A 16,282-nucleotide genomic window follows, 5' to 3' on the forward strand; every position below is an offset into this window, starting at 1 on the left:
CCGGTGGAACATGCCCAATTCCTTTGAGCTGGACGGCCGCGGCCCGTCGGACCGGCAGCTGTTCGGTGTCGGCATCGCGGTCGTGGTGGTCAGCGCCCTGGTCACCGGCGCGATGCTGATCAAATCCACTGGCAGGCTGAACGATTACGTGCGGGTGGTGGCCGACCTGGTCAACGTGGGCGACGGACTTCCGCAGAAGTCCGACGTCAAATACCACGGCGTGCTCGTCGGCATGGTCAACGGCGTCATCCCAGCGGCGCACGGCAAGCCCAACTACGTCCACATCGACCTCAAAGAGGAATATGCCAAGTCGATCCCGGCCAGCGCGACCGCACGCGTGGTGCCCAGCAACGTTTTCGCCGTCTCGTCGGTCCAGCTGGTGGGCAACGGCCCCGGTGCGAAAATCCATGATGGTGCCCATATCTCGGAGGACAGGCGGCTGCCGACGGTGCTGTTCCAGACGACCGTCACCAAGCTGCGCGATCTGCTCGCCGCCGCGGGGCGCGGCCGCGACGACAGGTCGGTGGGGATCCTGGCCACCCTGGGTGCGGCCACCGATCATCGCCGCGTAAGCCTGCTGAATGCTGGCGCGCAGTTGAATCGCGTTCTCGACCAACTCAATTCGATCGTCAGCACCGACGCCGGCCCTTCGACGGTGTCGGCGCTGCTGGATGCGACGACCGGGCTTGCGCAGACGGCACCCGATCTTCTCGATGCATTGCATCAGGCCGTCGAACCGATGCGGACCTTCGCCGAGACCCGCGGTCAGTTGGCCTCGTTGCTGTCGGGCGCCGACTACACGGTCGGCACGACGCGTCAATCCTTCGACAACCACATCGACCAACTCATCAAGATCACCACCGATTTCACGCCGGTGCTCGGAATCCTGGCGCAGAAGTCGAACAACTTCGTGCCCGCCGTCGCCAAGCTGGACAACCTGGCCAACCAGTTCATGGAACAGGTGTGGAACCCGCGAACGAACCTGGGCAACATGCGCGCGATGCTGACCTTCACGCCCAGTTCCACCTACACCCGCGCCGACTGCCCGCATTACGGCGAGCTCAAGGGACCCAGCTGCTTTACCGCACCGCTGATTCCGGTGCGGCCCGACCTGCCCGACGTGCTGCTACCGCAGAACTATCAGCCACCCAAGGACCTGGCGCCCCCGCCGGGCACGGTGATCGGTCCGGACGGCAACCTAGTCGCGGTGGGTCCGCCGCTGATCAACCCGCATCCCAATCTGACCGATCCTAATCCCCCGCTGGCCCCGGGGATTACGCCGTCGCCGCCGGTGCCCGGCAGCGCGAATCCCGACAACCCCTCGCCCGGAGCGCCGGCCACACCGCAGGAGCACGAGCCGTGGCTCGCGCCGGTGGCGCCCAAGGCGCCGTGGATTCCGCAGGCCGCGTTCGGCGGCTCTCGTTTCGGGGGAAACGTGGGACCCGTTGGGAGCCAATATGAACGAAACATGCTGGGTGTGATCACCGGTGCGCCCACCACCGACGCCACCGAGCTTCTGCTGGGCCCGGTCGCCCGCGGCACCACGGTGTCGCTGGCGCACCAACCCGGGGAGGCGAAATGAAATTTCGAGGCCCACTGATCGCACTGACCCTGTTCATGATTGTCTCGTTGACGCTGACCTGGCTGGTCTATGTGAGCCTGCGGCGTGACGTGGCCGGTGACACCGCCAGGTATTCGGCGGTGTTCACCGACGTGTACGGGCTTCGCGAGGGCGATGACGTCCGGATGGCCGGCGTGCGGGTGGGCCGCGTCGAAAAGGTCGAGCTCGACGGCAAACTGGCGAAGGTCTCGTTCGTCGTGCAGTCCGAACAGCGGCTGTTCGGAAACACCCTTGCCTCGGTGACCTACCAGAACATCGTGGGCCAGCGTTACCTCGGACTGTCCCTGGGCAAAGAAGGCAGTCCGCAGCTACTCCCCCCGGGCAGCACCATCCCGCTGGAACGCACCGAACCCTCTTTCGACGTGACCACGCTGCTCAACGGCTACGAACCGTTGTTCAGCCTGCTGAACCCCCATGACGCGGACAACCTCACCAAGGGCATCATCCAGTCACTGCAGGGCGACACGTCGTCACTCACCACGCTGGTCGGCCAAACCTCCACGCTCACCGAAACATTCGCGGGCCGCGATCAGGCTCTGGGCAATGTGATCACCAACCTCAACAAGGTGGTCGGCAACCTCGCCCAACAGAACGACAACCTCGACGGGGTCATCACGCAGACCCGCAGCGTCGTCGGCGAGCTCGACCGGCGGCGCCCGGACCTGGTCGCCTCGATCGGTTCGCTGGCCCGGGTGACCGACCGGCTGTCGGCCTCGGCGACGAACGTGTACCCGGCGCTGCGCGAATTCATCGACCGCCAGCCCGGCGTCACCAAACACATCATGGACGTCGAACCGCAGGTGGCGTTCTTCGGCGACAACATTCCGCTGCTGCTGAAAGGCCTGACCCGGGTGGGCAATCAGGGCGCCTACGGCAACGCCTACGTCTGCGACGTGAACTTCATGGGGTTCTTCCCCGGGCTCAACGATGTCGTGCCGATCATCATCAATGCTGCCACGCCCGGCAACCGGGCTTGGCACACCCCGCGCTGCAGGAGCACGGTCGATGGCTGACGCATCGATACGACAACGGCTTTCGGGGATGAAGAAGCGTCCGCTGGAAAGCTACAACAAGACCTGGCTCGGGTTCATCGCCGTCGCGGTGGTCGCGGTGGTGATCGGGGTCATGCTGCTGGTCCATGCGATCGGCGCCGGCTACCGGCATTACACCGCGGAGTTTCTGCAGGCGGCCTCCCTGCGGACGGGCAACCCGATCGTGGTCGCGGGCATCCCGGTGGGCAACGTCACGAGCATGAAACTCGTCGGCGACCACGTCGAGGCGGGGCTGAAGGTCCGCGACGACATCAAGCTGGGCAAAGACTCCCGGGCACAGATCAGGGTCACCACCATCCTGGGTTCGCGCTACCTCGCACTGGAACCCAACGGCCCGGCGCACCTGCCCGACAACACCTTCGACTTGGCGCACACCGAGGTGCCCTACGACCTGCAGGCCGCGCTGCAGGACGCCACCACCACTTTCGAACAGGTCGACTCCGACAGGTTCGCGCAGTCACTGGCGGTCCTCGGCAAGCAGCTCGAGGGCCTGCCATCCGTTGTGCCGCAGGCGATCACGAACATCAACACACTGTCGTCGATCATCGCGGTACGGCGCGACCAACTTGGACAGCTGCTCCGCAGCACCGAGCAGGTGACCAACACGCTGCGGCGCCAGCAGGCCGGCATCGGCGCTCTGGTCGACCAGGGCCAAGACCTGCTAGGTCAATTCGTCGCGCGGCGCGCCGTTTTCCACGCGATGATGCAGTCCCTGTCCAGCCTTGTCGACACCATGAGCAAGGTCGTGGTCAACGAGCGCTCGGGGCTGGACGCGCTGATCAAAGACATGCGTGACTTCACCGACCTGATGTCCCAGCACGACGACCTGCTGCACAGCATGCTGCAAACCAGCCCGATCTTCTTCCGCGAGGCCGCCAACCTCACCGGTGACGGCAACGCGATCAACTTCAACGCCCCCAACGTCCCACTGATCGACTCGTGGATGTGCGCGATCAGTGGGCGTGCCAAGCAGTTCGGCATGATTCAGTACTTCAAGGACTGCAAGTGAGGGGGCTCGGCGCCAAGGCGCTGGCCATCGTCGCCGCGGTCGCGGTCATCGCCGCGGCGGTCGGCATCGGTAGGTGGTACCTGAGCTCCGACGAGGACACCATCACCGTGACCGCCCAATTCGACAGCGCCTCGGGCCTCTACGAGGGCAACGAGGTGGCGGTGCTGGGCATGCCGGTGGGCAAGGTCACCAAGATCAACCCCAAGGGCGGCTACGTCGAGGTCGAGTTCACCGTCGACCACCACGTCAGAGTGCCCGCCACCGCGCAGGCCGTCACGGTGTCGACGTCCATCCTGACCGACCGGCAGATCGAGCTTACGCCGCCCTATCACGGCGGACCGACCCTGGAGAACCACGACACCATCGGGTTGCCCCGGACCAAGACGCCCGTCGAATTCAGCAGCGTCCTCAACGTTTTGGACAAGGTGACCAAGTCGCTCGAGGGCGATGGCCACGGAGGTGGGCCCATCGCCGACGTGCTGGGCGGCGGCGCCGAGGTAGTCAACGGCAACGGCGAGAGGATCAAGGCGGCGCTGGGTGAGCTGTCCAAGGCGCTGCGGCTGTCCAGCGACGGTGGCGCGGCGACCCGCGGGCAGATCACCACGATCGTCAAAAACATCAGCACGCTGTTCGAGGCCGTGGCCGCCAATGACACGAAATTGCGCGAATTCGCCTCCACCATCCACCAAGTCAGCCAGATCATGGCCGACGAGGACCTGGGCAGCGGCAGCACCGGGCACAAACTCGACCAGCTGATCCAGCGGGCCGGCGACCTGCTCGACGAAAACCGGGACAACGTCAAGCAGGCTGTCCTGCACGGCAACGACACGTTGAAGACGGTGACCGACCAGCGGCGCGACCTGGCCGAGCTGCTGGATCTGGCTCCGTTGGTGGCCGATAACGCCTACAACATGATCGACCGGGCGAACGGCAGCGTGCGGGCCCGGTTCCTCACGGATCGATTGCTCTTCGACAGCCAATACACCAAAGAGATCTGCAACCTGATGGGCCTTCGACAACTGGGCTGCAGCACGGGGACCATCCAGGACTTCGGCCCCGATTTCGGGCTGACGTATGTGCTCGACGGCATGGCCGCCATGGGGCAGAAATGATGGCCCCGGGCGCGCGGGGCGTGCTGACGGTGGTGGCCGCCGCGATGGTCACCGCGGGATGCGCCACGAACGGCCTTGCCAGCCTGCCCCTTCCGGCCCCGGGGCTGGGCTCGGGCGGATATTCGCTGAACGCGATCTTCTCCAACGCGCTGAACCTGCCGATGAATGCCAAGGTCAAGCTCGCCGGCGCCGACGTCGGACAGCTCGAATCGATGGTCGCCCGCAACTACACCGCAGTCACCCGGCTGCGCATCCGCGACGGTGTCCAACTGCCGCGGGGCAGCACCGCCGAATTGCGTACCGCCACACCGCTGGGCGACGTGTTCGTCGCGCTGAAGCCGCCGCCCGACGATCCCGTGGACGGGCCGCTGTTGCGCGAGGGCGACACCATCGGCCTGGATTCGACCGCGGCCGCCGCGACCGTCGAGTCGGTGTTGAGTTCGGCGGCGATTCTGGTCAACGGCGGGGCGGTGCGCAATTTCACCAACATCATCAACGGATTCGGCAAGGCGACCGGCGACCAGGGCCAGGCGTTCGGAGACATGATCCGCAAGTCCAACGAGCTGCTCGGGAGGCTGGATGCCCGGTCCGATCAGATCTCGCACGCGCTGACCCAATTGTCGGGCCTGGCAGACCAACTCGACGCCAAGAACCAAACCATCGGCGACCTGATGGCGGCCGCCAGCCCCGCCACGTCGGCCCTGGCCGACAACACCAGCCAGCTTTCCAACCTGGCCGTCCAGGTGGGTGACACCTCCCGCTTGCTGGCCAGGTTCCCGTCGATCGGCGGGACCGACACCAGCGGCCGCAGCGTGATACGCGACCTGAACACGATCGCCGGGGCCGCCAACGACGTCGCGGTGAGCCCCGATACCAGCTGGCTGTCGATCAACCGGCTGATCCCTGCGCTGGTCAAATCGACGGCGGGGAACTCGATTTCGGTGAATGTGGGCGTGGACAAGATCATGCTCGGGTCGCTCCCCGATATCGGATTCCCCGGTGACATCGGTCTGCACGGGCCGCACCACTACAACGTGAACCTGCTCGTCGGCACCCTCAAGTACACCCTGTGGCGGTTGCAGGAACGCGTGGTCGGCCGGGGGCCGAACTCGCCACAGGTTCCGGTGATACCGGACCCGAACATCCCGGGCCAGATCGATGTCGCCCCCGGGCCCCCGCCGGCACCGGCCCCGCCGCCGGGACCGCTGCCCCCAACAGGACCGCAACCATGACCCGCGCCGGCGCCTACCTCGCCAATGCCGTTGTCCGCGCGGTGCGGACCGGTCACCGGCAACAAGTCTGGCTGTCGGTCGCCGGCCTGGTGCTCATCCTGGTTGTGGCGACCGCCTATCTGCTGATCGGCGCGTTGCGGGTGAAGCCCTTCGCCTCGTCGTATCGGGTCACCGTGCAGTTGCCGGAATCCGGTGGCCTGCTGCCCAATCAGGACGTGGCGCTGCGCGGGGTGCGCATCGGCCGGGTCGAGTCGCTGCAGATCACCGACAACGGGGTCAACGCCGTCGCCAGCATCACGTCGAAGGTGCGAATCCCGGCGAACAGCGTCGTGCACGTGTCGGCGCTCTCGCCGGCCGGGGAGCAGTACATCAACTTCGAAGCCGTGTCCGACGCCGGACCGTACCTGCACGACGGCAGCCTCATCGCCCTGGATCACACGACGGTCCCGGTCAGCTTGGCGCAGTTGCTCGGTGACGCCGACGGAATGCTGGCCCAGGTCGACCCGCACAAGATCGAGCTGATCAAGAAGGAATTGAGTATGAGCAAGGAGGGCCCGGCGAAGCTGACCGCCATCGTCGACGGCGGTACGTTCCTGTTGTCAACGCTTGATTCGGTGCTACCGCAAACCACCAGCATCATCAAAACCAGCCGGGTCGTGCTCACCCTGGCCAGTGACAAGAACGCCGGATTGGGCGCCACCGCAACCGAACTCAACCGCATGCTGACCGGCGTGGCCAGAATGCAGGCCGGCTACCGCCGGTTGACCCAGCAGACGCCGCACACCCTGTCGGCCCTCGACAATCTGTTCGCTGACAACTCCGATACCATGGTGCAGCTGCTGGGCAGCATGGCCACCATGTCGCAGCTGTTCTATCTGCGGGTGCCGGCGCTCAACGCGTTGTTCCCCGACTACCGTGGCTCAGTGTTGGACGCGGTGACGAGCGCCTTCCACGACGGCGGGGTCTGGGCGACGGCCGACCTCTACCCCCGCTACGTGTGCGACTACGGGACGCCGTCACACGCGCCGTCTGCTGCCGATTATTACGAGCCGTTCATGTACACCTACTGCCGCGACGACGACCCCGCGGTCTCGATCCGGGGCGCCAAGAACGCCCCACGACCGGGCGGTGACGACACCGCCGGACCGCCACTGGGCGCGAACCTGGGCCAGCGAACCGATCCGACTCCGCATGGCCGCTACACCATTCCCACCCCCTACGGCGGGCCACCGCTGCCGATCGAACCGCCGCACTGAGCTTTGAACTCATCGACCGTTAGGAGATGATCGTGGTCGTGACCACCAAGAAGAACCCGAAAGCCGAGGCGCGTGCGGAATCGGAGCCGGATGACGAAATGCCTTCAGCCGAAACCAAAGACGCCGAGGAGGTGCGCGACGCCGACGAACAGCTCGACGACGACGAGCTTGACGAGCAGGCCGACGCCGCCGACCACGGAGACGACGACGCAGACGAAGGCGGCGGACTTCTGAAACGTAAGCGCCCCGAGACCGAGCGCACGAAGCGCCCCTGGCGGCGGTATCTGCGTCGCAGCGCGCTGCCGGCGTTACTTGTTGCCTCACTTGGCGTTTCGGGATTCCTCGGATGGCGGCAATGGCAAGATCATCAGTTGCAATTGGCGGGCGACCAGGCCCGGCAGGCTGCCATCGCCTACGCACAGGTGCTCACGAGCATCGATTCGAACAAGGTCGACGACAACTTCAAGCAGGTGCTCGACGGCGCGACCGGCGAGTTCAAGGACATGTATACCCAGTCCAGCGTCAAACTGCGGCAGCTGTTGATCGACAACAAGGCGACCGCCCATGGCGTGGTGGTGGACTCGGCCATCCAGTCCGAATCCACCGACCGGGTCGTCGTGTTGCTCTTCATCGACCAGACCGTCACCAACACGGCCGCACCCGACCCCCGCATCGACCGCAGCCGGATCAAGATGACCATGGAGAAGGTCGACGGCCGTTGGCGGGCAAGCAAAGTCCAACTCCTCTGAGCCGAGCGGAGCCATCTCATGCTCAAGCGATTGTCAGCCGCCTTCGTATTGGTCGCGGCCGCAACGATTCCCGGCACCGCGACCACACACGCGTCGGCGCCGTCGTTCTGCGGCGAGCTCGGCGGCGACTGGGACGGCCACTACTGCCACACCACGGTGACCTCAGAACGCAACGCCGTGCGGGACATCAAGGTCGCCGTGCCCGACGACCTCGTCGACAATCCGACCACCGGCCCGGCGATCCGCGACTACCTGCACACCCTGGTCAACAACTGGAAGACCGCCAACGGCAGCATGGCCGCCGATAGCTACGGCGAGGAGAACTTCGAGGTATTCCGGCACGGCAACCTGCTCAGCGCGGTCTTCCACGAGGACTATCACGCCGACGGGCCCAAACCCAACAACGCCTATCGAACCTTTACCTTCGACATGGCGAGTGGCAGGAGGGTGCAGCTGGCGGACCTGACAACGTCGAATCCGCTGACCGCCATTCCCCCACTGGCCCAACCGTTTATCGAAACCGCGTTGAACCAGGCGCCGCCGCCGCACGACCCGGGCAGCTACCCGTTCACCGTCGACCGCTGGACCCCGGACAGGGTCTATTCCGGAGCGTACAAGGCCTGGGCGATGACTCCCGACGAGCTGATCCTGTACATGCCGGACTACCCGGTGGCCCACGACGAACCGATCAACTTCACGCCCGGTGTCATGCAGTGGTTCATGGACGGCGGCACGGTGCAGGCGCACATCCCGCTGTCCGCCTTGGCACCGGTGCTGCGCATCTGAGCGGTGTGAGCGTCCGTGTAAGTCGGCTCAGGATGGGTACATTCCGGAAGTGCCCCCGCCTCTTCGCCATCCGATCACTTCTCGTGTTCGCGATGACACCAAGTCACCGATCCGCCCCGCCGTACCCCTATTGCGAACGACCTGATGGCGCCACCCAAACAGGTGCCCGAAGACTTGCGGCAATTGGCCGAGGCCCACGGGGTGGCCACCTTTTACCGCAATGAACGACGGGAACCGGTCGAGGTCGATGCGGACGTAGTGGTCCGGGTGCTCGCATTGCTCGAAGTCGATGCCCGCAGCGACGCGGACCGTCGTCGCGAATTGGCAAGGCTGGCCGAGCGCAAGCGCGCGGAGGCCTTGGCGCCGACGGTCGCGGTGCGGGTGGACGGCCGGCCGCGGACCCTTCCCGGAGCGGTCGAATTGGTCGACGAGGACGGCAATCAGACCGACCTGCGCGACGAGCTGCCCGGCGACTTGCCGCCGGGCTGGTACCGGTTGCGCACCAGGGACGGCCAGCAAGTCAACCTGGTAGCGGCCCCTCCGCGCGTGCCCCAAACACCGGTTACCTGGGGCTGGATGCTGCAGCTGTATGCGCTGCGTTCCGACCGCTCATGGGGCATCGGCGATCTGGGCGACCTGCGAGGCTTCATCGACTGGACCGCAGCGGCGCACGGCGCGGGCGCGGTGTTGCTCAACCCGCTGAACGCGCCCGGCCCCACGCATCCGGTTCAACCCTCGCCCTACACCCCGTCCAGCCGACGATTTGCCAACCCGTTGGCGCTGCGCATCGAGGACCTCGACGCTTACCGTCGGGCCGACCCAGAAACCCGCGCGGAAGTCGACGCACTGCGTGTCTCGCCCGCCACCGAGCGAATCGACCATGACCTGGTCTGGGCCGCGAAACGCGCGGCCCTGGAAGCGCTTTGGCGCGTCGAGAACCGGCCTGACCCGTTGGAGAACGCACCGTCGTCCAGGGCGCTGCGCGACTGGGCCACTTACTGCGCGCTGGCCGAGCGGCACGGCGGCCGCTGGCCGCACTGGCCCGAATCTTTGCGTGACGTCGACGGACCGGGCGTCACCGCGGCTCGCCGGGAACTGGCACCCCGGATTGCCTTTCATGCCTGGGTCCAGCAACGCTGCGCCGAACAACTCGGCGAGGTACGCAACGCCGCGCGCAGAGCCGGTATGGCGCTGGGCGTCCTGCACGACCTCCCGGTCGGGGTCGACTCGGACGGCGCTGACGGGTGGGCCCTGGCCGACATGCTGGCCACCGGAGTTCACGTCGGCGCTCCCCCGGACAATTTCACGCCCCGCGGCCAGGATTGGGGGCTACCGCCCTGGCGGCCGGACCGGCTCGCCGCCACCGGATACTCCGCATTGCGAGACATGCTGCGCGCCATATTGATCCACGCCGACGGTTTGCGGATCGACCATGTCGCGGGCTTGTGGCGACTGTGGTGGATACCGCCGGGCGAGTCTGCCGACCGGGGTACCTACGTCCACTACGACGCCGACGCCATGCTTGCCGTGCTCGCGCTGGAAGCGCAGCGAGCCGGGGCTACCGTGGTGGGCGAGGACTTGGGCACGGTCGAGCCGGAAGTCACGGAAGCGTTGGGCGACAACGGAATGCTGGGCTGCGCGGTGTCCTGGTTCACCCGCGACGAATCCGCGCCCGAACAACCGTTGCTTCCCTCGTCGAAGTGGCCGCCGCGCGCGGCCGCCAGCCTGTCCACGCACGACCTGCCCACCGCGGCCGGATTCTTACGAGGCGAACACGTGCGCGTGCGCGCGGAGCTGGGTCTGCTCGATGACGTGCCGGCCGAACAAGCCTCGGCCGATAAGGAGAAGGCCGAGTGGCTGGCCTTGCTGCGCGCCGAAGGGCTGCTGCCGACCGATCCGGACGAGAACGACATCATCGTCGCGATGCACCGCTTCCTGGCGGCGACCCCGAGCAGGTTGAAGTTGATTTCGCCCTACGACATCGTCGCCGAGCCGCGACAACCGAATCTGCCCGGCACCATCGACGAATACCCGAACTGGCGGCTGCCGCTGCCCGTAACGCTGGACCAGCTGCGCGCCGATCCACGCGTCGCCACGATCACCGCCGCGTTCCGAGCAGCCACCGGCTCCTGATTCCAGGTTGGGCCAAACCCAGGGCTCAGTCCTCCGGGTTGTAGCCGAGGTTCGGGGCGAGCCAACGCTCGGCTTCCTGCAGAGTCCAGCCCTTGCGCTTCGCGTAGTCGGCGACCTGATCCTGGGCCATCCGGCCGACCACGAAGTACTGCGACTGCGGGTGCGAGAAATACCAGCCGCTGACGGCGGCACCGGGCCACATCGCCATCGACTCGGTCAGCTCGATGCCGGTCCGCTCCTTGACGTCCATCAACTTCCAGAGCGTCGCCTTCTCGGTGTGCTCGGGGCACGCCGGATATCCGGGGGCAGGGCGGATTCCCCGGTACTTCTCATCGATGAGCGCCTCGTTGTCCAGCTGCTCGTCGGGCTGAAATCCCCAGAACTCCTTGCGGACCCGTTGGTGCATCCGTTCGGCGAAAGCCTCTGCCAGCCGGTCGGCGACCGACTCCAGCAGGATCGCGCTGTAGTCGTCGAGTGCCGCCTTGAACTCCGCGATCTTTTCCTGGCTGCCGAGCCCCGCAGTGACGGCGAAGGCGCCGACGTAGTCGGCCAGACCCGTGTCCTTGGGCGCGATGTAGTCGCCCAGCGACCGGTTCGGGATGCCGTCGCGGTGCTCGCCCTGCTGGCGCAGGTTGTGCAACGTGGTCAGCACCTCGGTACGGGTGTCGTCGGTGTAGACCTCGATGTCTTCAATACCCGAGCCGACGGCGTTCGCGGGGAAGAACCCGATCACGCCGTTGGCGGTCAACCACTTCTCCTTGATCAGGGTGTCGAGCATCTCCTGGGCGTCGTCGTACAGCTTGCGGGCAGCCTCGCCCGAGGCCGGGTTGTTGAGGATGTCCGGGAACCGACCCTTCATCTCCCAGGCATTGAAGAACGGCTGCCAGTCGATGTACTCGCGCAACTCGGCGAGGTCGTAGTCATGAAAATCCCGTACTCCCACACCTATCGCCGGCGCCGGCGGCGTGTACCCGTCCCACTCGACCGGCGTCCGGTTCGCGCGGGCCTTCTCCAGCGTCAGCATCGGCCGCTCGTTCTTCTGGGCGTGCCGTTCGCGCAGCGACGCGTAGTCCTTCTCGGTGGCCTCCAGCAGGGCCGGCCGTTGCTTGTCGTCGAGCAACGCGGCGGCGACCGGCACCGAGCGAGACGCGTCCTTGACCCATACCACCGGGCCGCTGCGACGCGGCGATATCTTCACGGCCGTGTGGGCGCGCGAAGTGGTCGCGCCACCGATCAGCAGCGGGATCTCGAGGCCCTCTCGTTCCATCTCGACGGCGAAGTTGGCCATCTCGTCCAGCGACGGGGTGATCAGTCCGGACAGTCCGATGATGTCGGCGTCGTGCTCCTTCGCCGCGTCCAGGATCTTCTGGGCGGGCACCATCACACCGAGATCGATTACCTCGAAGTTGTTGCACTGCAGCACAACTCCGACAATGTTCTTGCCGATGTCGTGGACGTCGCCCTTGACGGTCGCCATCACGATCGTGCCGTTGGTGTCCTTACCGGCGGTCGCGCCGGACTCTTCCTTCTCCGCCTCGATGTACGGCAGCAGGTACGCCACGGCCTTCTTCATCACCCGGGCCGACTTCACCACCTGGGGCAGGAACATCTTGCCCGAGCCAAACAGGTCACCGACGACGTTCATGCCGTCCATCAGCGGGCCCTCGATCACCTCGATCGGACGACCACCCGCTTCGGCGATCTCGGCCCGCAACTCCTCGGTGTCGGCATCGACGTGGGCGTCGATGCCCTTGACCAGGGCGTGCGTGATCCGCTCCCGGACCGGGAGGCTGCGCCACTCGGCCGCCGCGGCATCACCCTCCCCGGACTGGTCCTTACTGTTGAACCGTTCGGCGATCTCCAGCAGTCGTTCGGCCGCGTCCTCGCGACGGTTCAAGACGACGTCTTCGATGCGGTCCCGCAGCTCGGCGTCGATCGAGTCGTAGGGCACCAGCGCGCCGGCGTTGACGATGCCCATGTCCAGGCCGGCCTTGATGGCGTGGTACAGGAACACCGCGTGGATCGCTTCGCGGACGGGGTTGTTGCCCCGGAACGAGAACGACACGTTCGAGATACCGCCGGAAAGGTGCACCCCGGGCAGGTTCTCCTTGATCCAGGCGCAGGCCTCGATGAAATCGATCCCGTAGGTCGCGTGCTCCTCGATACCGGTCGCCAGCGCGAAGCAGTTGGGGTCGAAGATGATGTCCTCGGGCGGGAAGCCGACCTGTTCGGTCAGGATCCGGTAGGCACGTCCGCAGATCTCCTTGCGGCGCTCCAGGTTGTCGGCCTGCCCCTGTTCGTCGAAGGCCATCACGACCACGGCAGCGCCGTACTTGCGGCACAGCCGTGCCTCGCGGATGAACTTCTCCTCGCCCTCCTTCATGGAGATCGAGTTGACGATCGGCTTGCCCTGCACATTCTTCAGACCCGCCTCGATGACCTCCCACTTGGAGGAGTCGATCATCACCGGGACGCGGCTGATGTCCGGCTCGGCCGCGACCAGCTTGGTGAACCGGTCCATCGCGGCGACGCCGTCGATCATTCCCTCGTCCATGTTGATGTCGATGACCTGCGCGCCGACCTCGACCTGCTGCAGGGCGACCGACAGCGCGGTGTCGTAGTCCTCGGCCTTGATCAGGTTGCGGAACCGGGCGGAGCCGGTGATGTTGGTGCGCTCACCGATGTTCACGAACAGGGAGTCGTCGGTGATGTTGAGCGGTTCGAGGCCCGAGAGCCGGGTGGCCACCTCGATCTCCGGCAGCTCGCGCGGCGGCGTGCCCTCGACGACCTTGGCGATCTCGGCGATGTGCGGCGGCGCCGTCCCGCAGCAGCCGCCGACCAGGTTGACCAGACCCGCCTGGGCGAAGTCGGCGATGTAGCCGGCCTGACGCTCCGGGGACTCGTCGTATTCGCCAAAGGCGTTGGGCAGGCCGGCGTTGGGGTAGCAGGAGACGAAGGTGTCCGCGATGCGCGCCATCTCGGCGATGTAGGGCCTCATCTCCGGCGCACCCAGGGCGCAGTTGAGGCCGACCGCGATCGGCTTCGCGTGCCTGATCGAGTTCCAGAACGCCTCGGTGACCTGACCGGACAGCGTCCGCCCGGAAGCATCGGTGATGGTGCCCGAGATGATCACCGGCCAGCGGCGTCCCCGATCCTCGAACAGCGTCTCGACGGCGAACACCGCCGCCTTGGCGTTCAGCGAATCGAAAATCGTCTCGATGATGAGGAGGTCGGCACCACCGTCGACCAGACCGTTGGCAGCCTCCAGGTAGGCGGCGACCAACTGGTCGTAGGAGACGTTGCGGGCCCCGGGGTCGTTGACGTCCGGCGAGATCGACGCGGTCCGCGTCGTGGGCCCGATTGCGCCAGCCACGTAGCGAGGTTTGTCCGGGGTGCTGTACTCGTCGGCGGCCGCCCGCGCCAGGGCGGCGCCGGCGTAGTTCAACTCGTAGGCCAGGTCCGCCATGTCGTAGTCGGAGAGCGAGATCGCGTTCGCGTTGAACGTGTTGGTCTCGAGGATGTCGGCGCCCGCCTCGAGGTACTCCTGGTGGATCCCCTCGATGATCTGCGGCTGAGTCAGGTTGAGCAGGTCGTTGTTGCCCTGCAGAGCGGTCGGCCACTCCGTGAACCGATCGCCGCGGTAGCCAGCCTCGTCCGGCCGGTCGCGCTGGATCGCCGTGCCCATCGCGCCGTCGATCACCATGATCCGCTGGCGCAGGGCCGCCGTCAGTTCGTCGGTGCAGTCGGGGCGGATGTTCGGCTCGAAGGTGTTCGGCGCCGAGGTGCTCACGGTGGCGTTCACGTGCGTTCCTTCCGTTACGGAAGGCGTCCTTGACTCTGCCGAGCGTGGCGGATACCGGAAGGGGACCGGCCCCCCCAAATAACCGTTGCAACGCCTCTCGACCAGAGAAGTCTACGTCGTCACCCGACGCCTGGACGCCCAGCTCGACCCGATCCGCTTGGCGTGCGCGGTGCCCATGAGCACCAGCTCGCAGATCTTGTCGGCGATGTCATAGTTACCTATGTTAACCAGTTTGCAGCCGAACGTATTCGCCTCGACCGTGTCGGCACCGACCATCACCCGCGTGTTCGCTCGCACCGGTCACGCCACCAGGATAGTGGTCCTATGGAATAGGCCCCGGTGGTTGACAGCGCGCTGCCAGGCTCCCCCAAACATCTGGGCCGAAGGCCGTACCCTGATTCTGTGACCCCGCCTGACGGCAGCGCCGCATTGCCCGAACTGCACAACACCGTCGTCGTGGCTGCGTTCGAGGGCTGGAACGACGCCGGTGACGCGGCCAGCGACGCGCTCGAACACCTCGAGGCCATCTGGGAAGCGGATCCGATCTTGGAGATCGACGACGAGGCGTATTACGACTACCAGGTGAATCGCCCGGTGATCCGGCAGGTCGACGGGGTAACCCGGGAGCTGGTGTGGCCGGCGATGCGGATCTCGCACTGCCGGCCGCCGGGCAGCGACCGCGATGTCGTGCTGATGCACGGGGTGGAACCCAACATGCGCTGGCGCACGTTCTGCTCGGAGCTGGTGGCCATCGCCGACAAGCTCAACGTGGACACCGTGGTGATCCTGGGCGCACTGCTGGCCGACACTCCGCACACCCGACCGGTCCCGGTATCGGGTGCGGCCTACTCCCCCGAATCGGCGAAGCGTTTCGGCCTGGAGGAAAGCCGCTACGAGGGCCCGACCGGCATCGCCGGGGTGTTTCAGGACTCCTGCGTGGCGGCCGGGATCCCGGCGGTGACGTTCTGGGCGGCGGTGCCGCATTACGTCTCGCAGCCGCCGAACCCCAAGGCGACGGTGGCCCTGCTGCGCCGCGTCGAAGACGTGCTCGACATCGAGGTGCCGCTGGCCGACCTGCCGACGGACGCCGAGGAATGGGAGCAGGCGGTCACCGAGATGACGGCCGAGGACGAGGACCTCGCCGAGTATGTGCTGTCGCTCGAGCAACGCGGCGACGCCGAGGTCGACATGAACGACGCCCTGGGCAAGATCGACGGCGACGCCCTGGCCGCCGAGTTCGAGCGTTATCTGCGTCGCCGTCGCCCCGGCTTCGGGCGCTAGTGGCGATCGCGAGCGCGGCGCAGCCGGGCGACGCGGGTCGCCACCATCGGAACTAGTGGCGATCGCGAGCGCGGCGCAGCCGGGCGACGCGGGTCGCCACCATCGGAACTAGTGGCGATCGCGAGCGCGGCGCAGCCGGCGACGCGGGTCGCCACCATCGGAACTAGTGGCGATCGCGAGCGCGGCGCAGCCGGGCGACGCGGGTCGCCACCATCGGAACTAGTGGTGGGTCGCTGGCGCCGTCGGTCC

The 16,282-nt window shown here is 66.4% G+C and carries 12 protein-coding genes; 10 read left to right on the forward strand and 2 right to left on the reverse strand.

Annotated features, from left to right (window positions below; translation table 11 throughout):
• Positions 1 to 10 precede the first annotated feature (10 nt).
• From G6N50_RS07735 to malQ, 9 genes are all read left to right on the forward strand, one after another.
• Positions 11 to 1,582 carry an MlaD family protein gene (locus G6N50_RS07735; RefSeq protein ID WP_083100131.1) on the forward strand — a complete coding sequence of 524 codons (1,572 nt, stop codon included), beginning with the start codon at positions 11 to 13 and terminating at the stop codon, positions 1,580 to 1,582.
• Complete coding sequence (locus G6N50_RS07740; RefSeq protein ID WP_083100129.1) at positions 1,579 to 2,634, forward strand: MlaD family protein; 1,056 nt, start codon at positions 1,579 to 1,581, stop codon at positions 2,632 to 2,634. The genes G6N50_RS07735 and G6N50_RS07740 overlap by 4 nt, the downstream gene beginning before the upstream one ends.
• Positions 2,627 to 3,682: an MCE family protein gene (locus G6N50_RS07745; protein ID WP_083100127.1), complete on the forward strand. Its 1,056-nt coding sequence runs from the start codon at positions 2,627 to 2,629 to the stop codon at positions 3,680 to 3,682. The genes G6N50_RS07740 and G6N50_RS07745 overlap by 8 nt, the downstream gene beginning before the upstream one ends.
• Positions 3,679 to 4,794 carry an MCE family protein gene (locus G6N50_RS07750; RefSeq protein ID WP_083100125.1) on the forward strand — a complete coding sequence of 372 codons (1,116 nt, stop codon included), beginning with the start codon at positions 3,679 to 3,681 and terminating at the stop codon, positions 4,792 to 4,794. Before G6N50_RS07745 ends, G6N50_RS07750 begins: the two co-directional genes overlap by 4 nt.
• Positions 4,791 to 6,026 carry an MlaD family protein gene (locus G6N50_RS07755; protein ID WP_163650824.1) on the forward strand — a complete coding sequence of 412 codons (1,236 nt, stop codon included), beginning with the start codon at positions 4,791 to 4,793 and terminating at the stop codon, positions 6,024 to 6,026. The genes G6N50_RS07750 and G6N50_RS07755 overlap by 4 nt, the downstream gene beginning before the upstream one ends.
• The gene (locus tag G6N50_RS07760; protein WP_083097786.1) at positions 6,023 to 7,282 is read left to right on the forward strand and encodes an MlaD family protein; all 1,260 of its coding nucleotides are present in this window, start codon (positions 6,023 to 6,025) and stop codon (positions 7,280 to 7,282) included. Before G6N50_RS07755 ends, G6N50_RS07760 begins: the two co-directional genes overlap by 4 nt.
• Positions 7,283 to 7,308: 26 nt before the next feature.
• On the forward strand, positions 7,309 to 8,031 hold the full coding sequence (locus G6N50_RS07765) for a YfgM family protein (RefSeq protein WP_083097784.1): 723 nt from the start codon (positions 7,309 to 7,311) through the stop codon (positions 8,029 to 8,031).
• 18 nt (positions 8,032 to 8,049) lie between these two features.
• Complete coding sequence (locus tag G6N50_RS07770) at positions 8,050 to 8,817, forward strand: mannan-binding family protein (RefSeq protein WP_083097782.1); 768 nt, start codon at positions 8,050 to 8,052, stop codon at positions 8,815 to 8,817.
• 144 nt (positions 8,818 to 8,961) lie between these two features.
• Complete coding sequence (gene malQ, locus G6N50_RS07775; protein ID WP_083097779.1) at positions 8,962 to 10,950, forward strand: 4-alpha-glucanotransferase; 1,989 nt, start codon at positions 8,962 to 8,964, stop codon at positions 10,948 to 10,950.
• 25 nt (positions 10,951 to 10,975) lie between these two features.
• Here malQ and metH read toward each other — a convergent pair whose 3' ends face one another.
• Both metH and G6N50_RS07785 read right to left on the reverse strand, forming a co-directional pair.
• Positions 10,976 to 14,752: a methionine synthase gene (metH, locus tag G6N50_RS07780; protein ID WP_083097777.1), complete on the reverse strand. Its 3,777-nt coding sequence runs from the start codon at positions 14,750 to 14,752 to the stop codon at positions 10,976 to 10,978.
• A 111-nt stretch (positions 14,753 to 14,863) separates the two neighbouring features.
• Positions 14,864 to 15,049 carry a hypothetical protein gene (locus tag G6N50_RS07785; RefSeq protein WP_142275683.1) on the reverse strand — a complete coding sequence of 62 codons (186 nt, stop codon included), beginning with the start codon at positions 15,047 to 15,049 and terminating at the stop codon, positions 14,864 to 14,866.
• A 105-nt stretch (positions 15,050 to 15,154) separates the two neighbouring features.
• On the opposite strand from G6N50_RS07785, the gene G6N50_RS07790 reads away from it, so the two are divergent.
• Entirely contained in the window at positions 15,155 to 16,033 is an 879-nt protein-coding gene (locus tag G6N50_RS07790) for a PAC2 family protein (protein WP_083097775.1), read from the forward strand.
• Positions 16,034 to 16,282: the final 249 nt, after the last annotated feature.

The organism is Mycobacterium mantenii, assembly GCF_010731775.1.
GTDB classification, from domain to species: Bacteria; Actinomycetota; Actinomycetes; order Mycobacteriales; family Mycobacteriaceae; genus Mycobacterium; species Mycobacterium mantenii.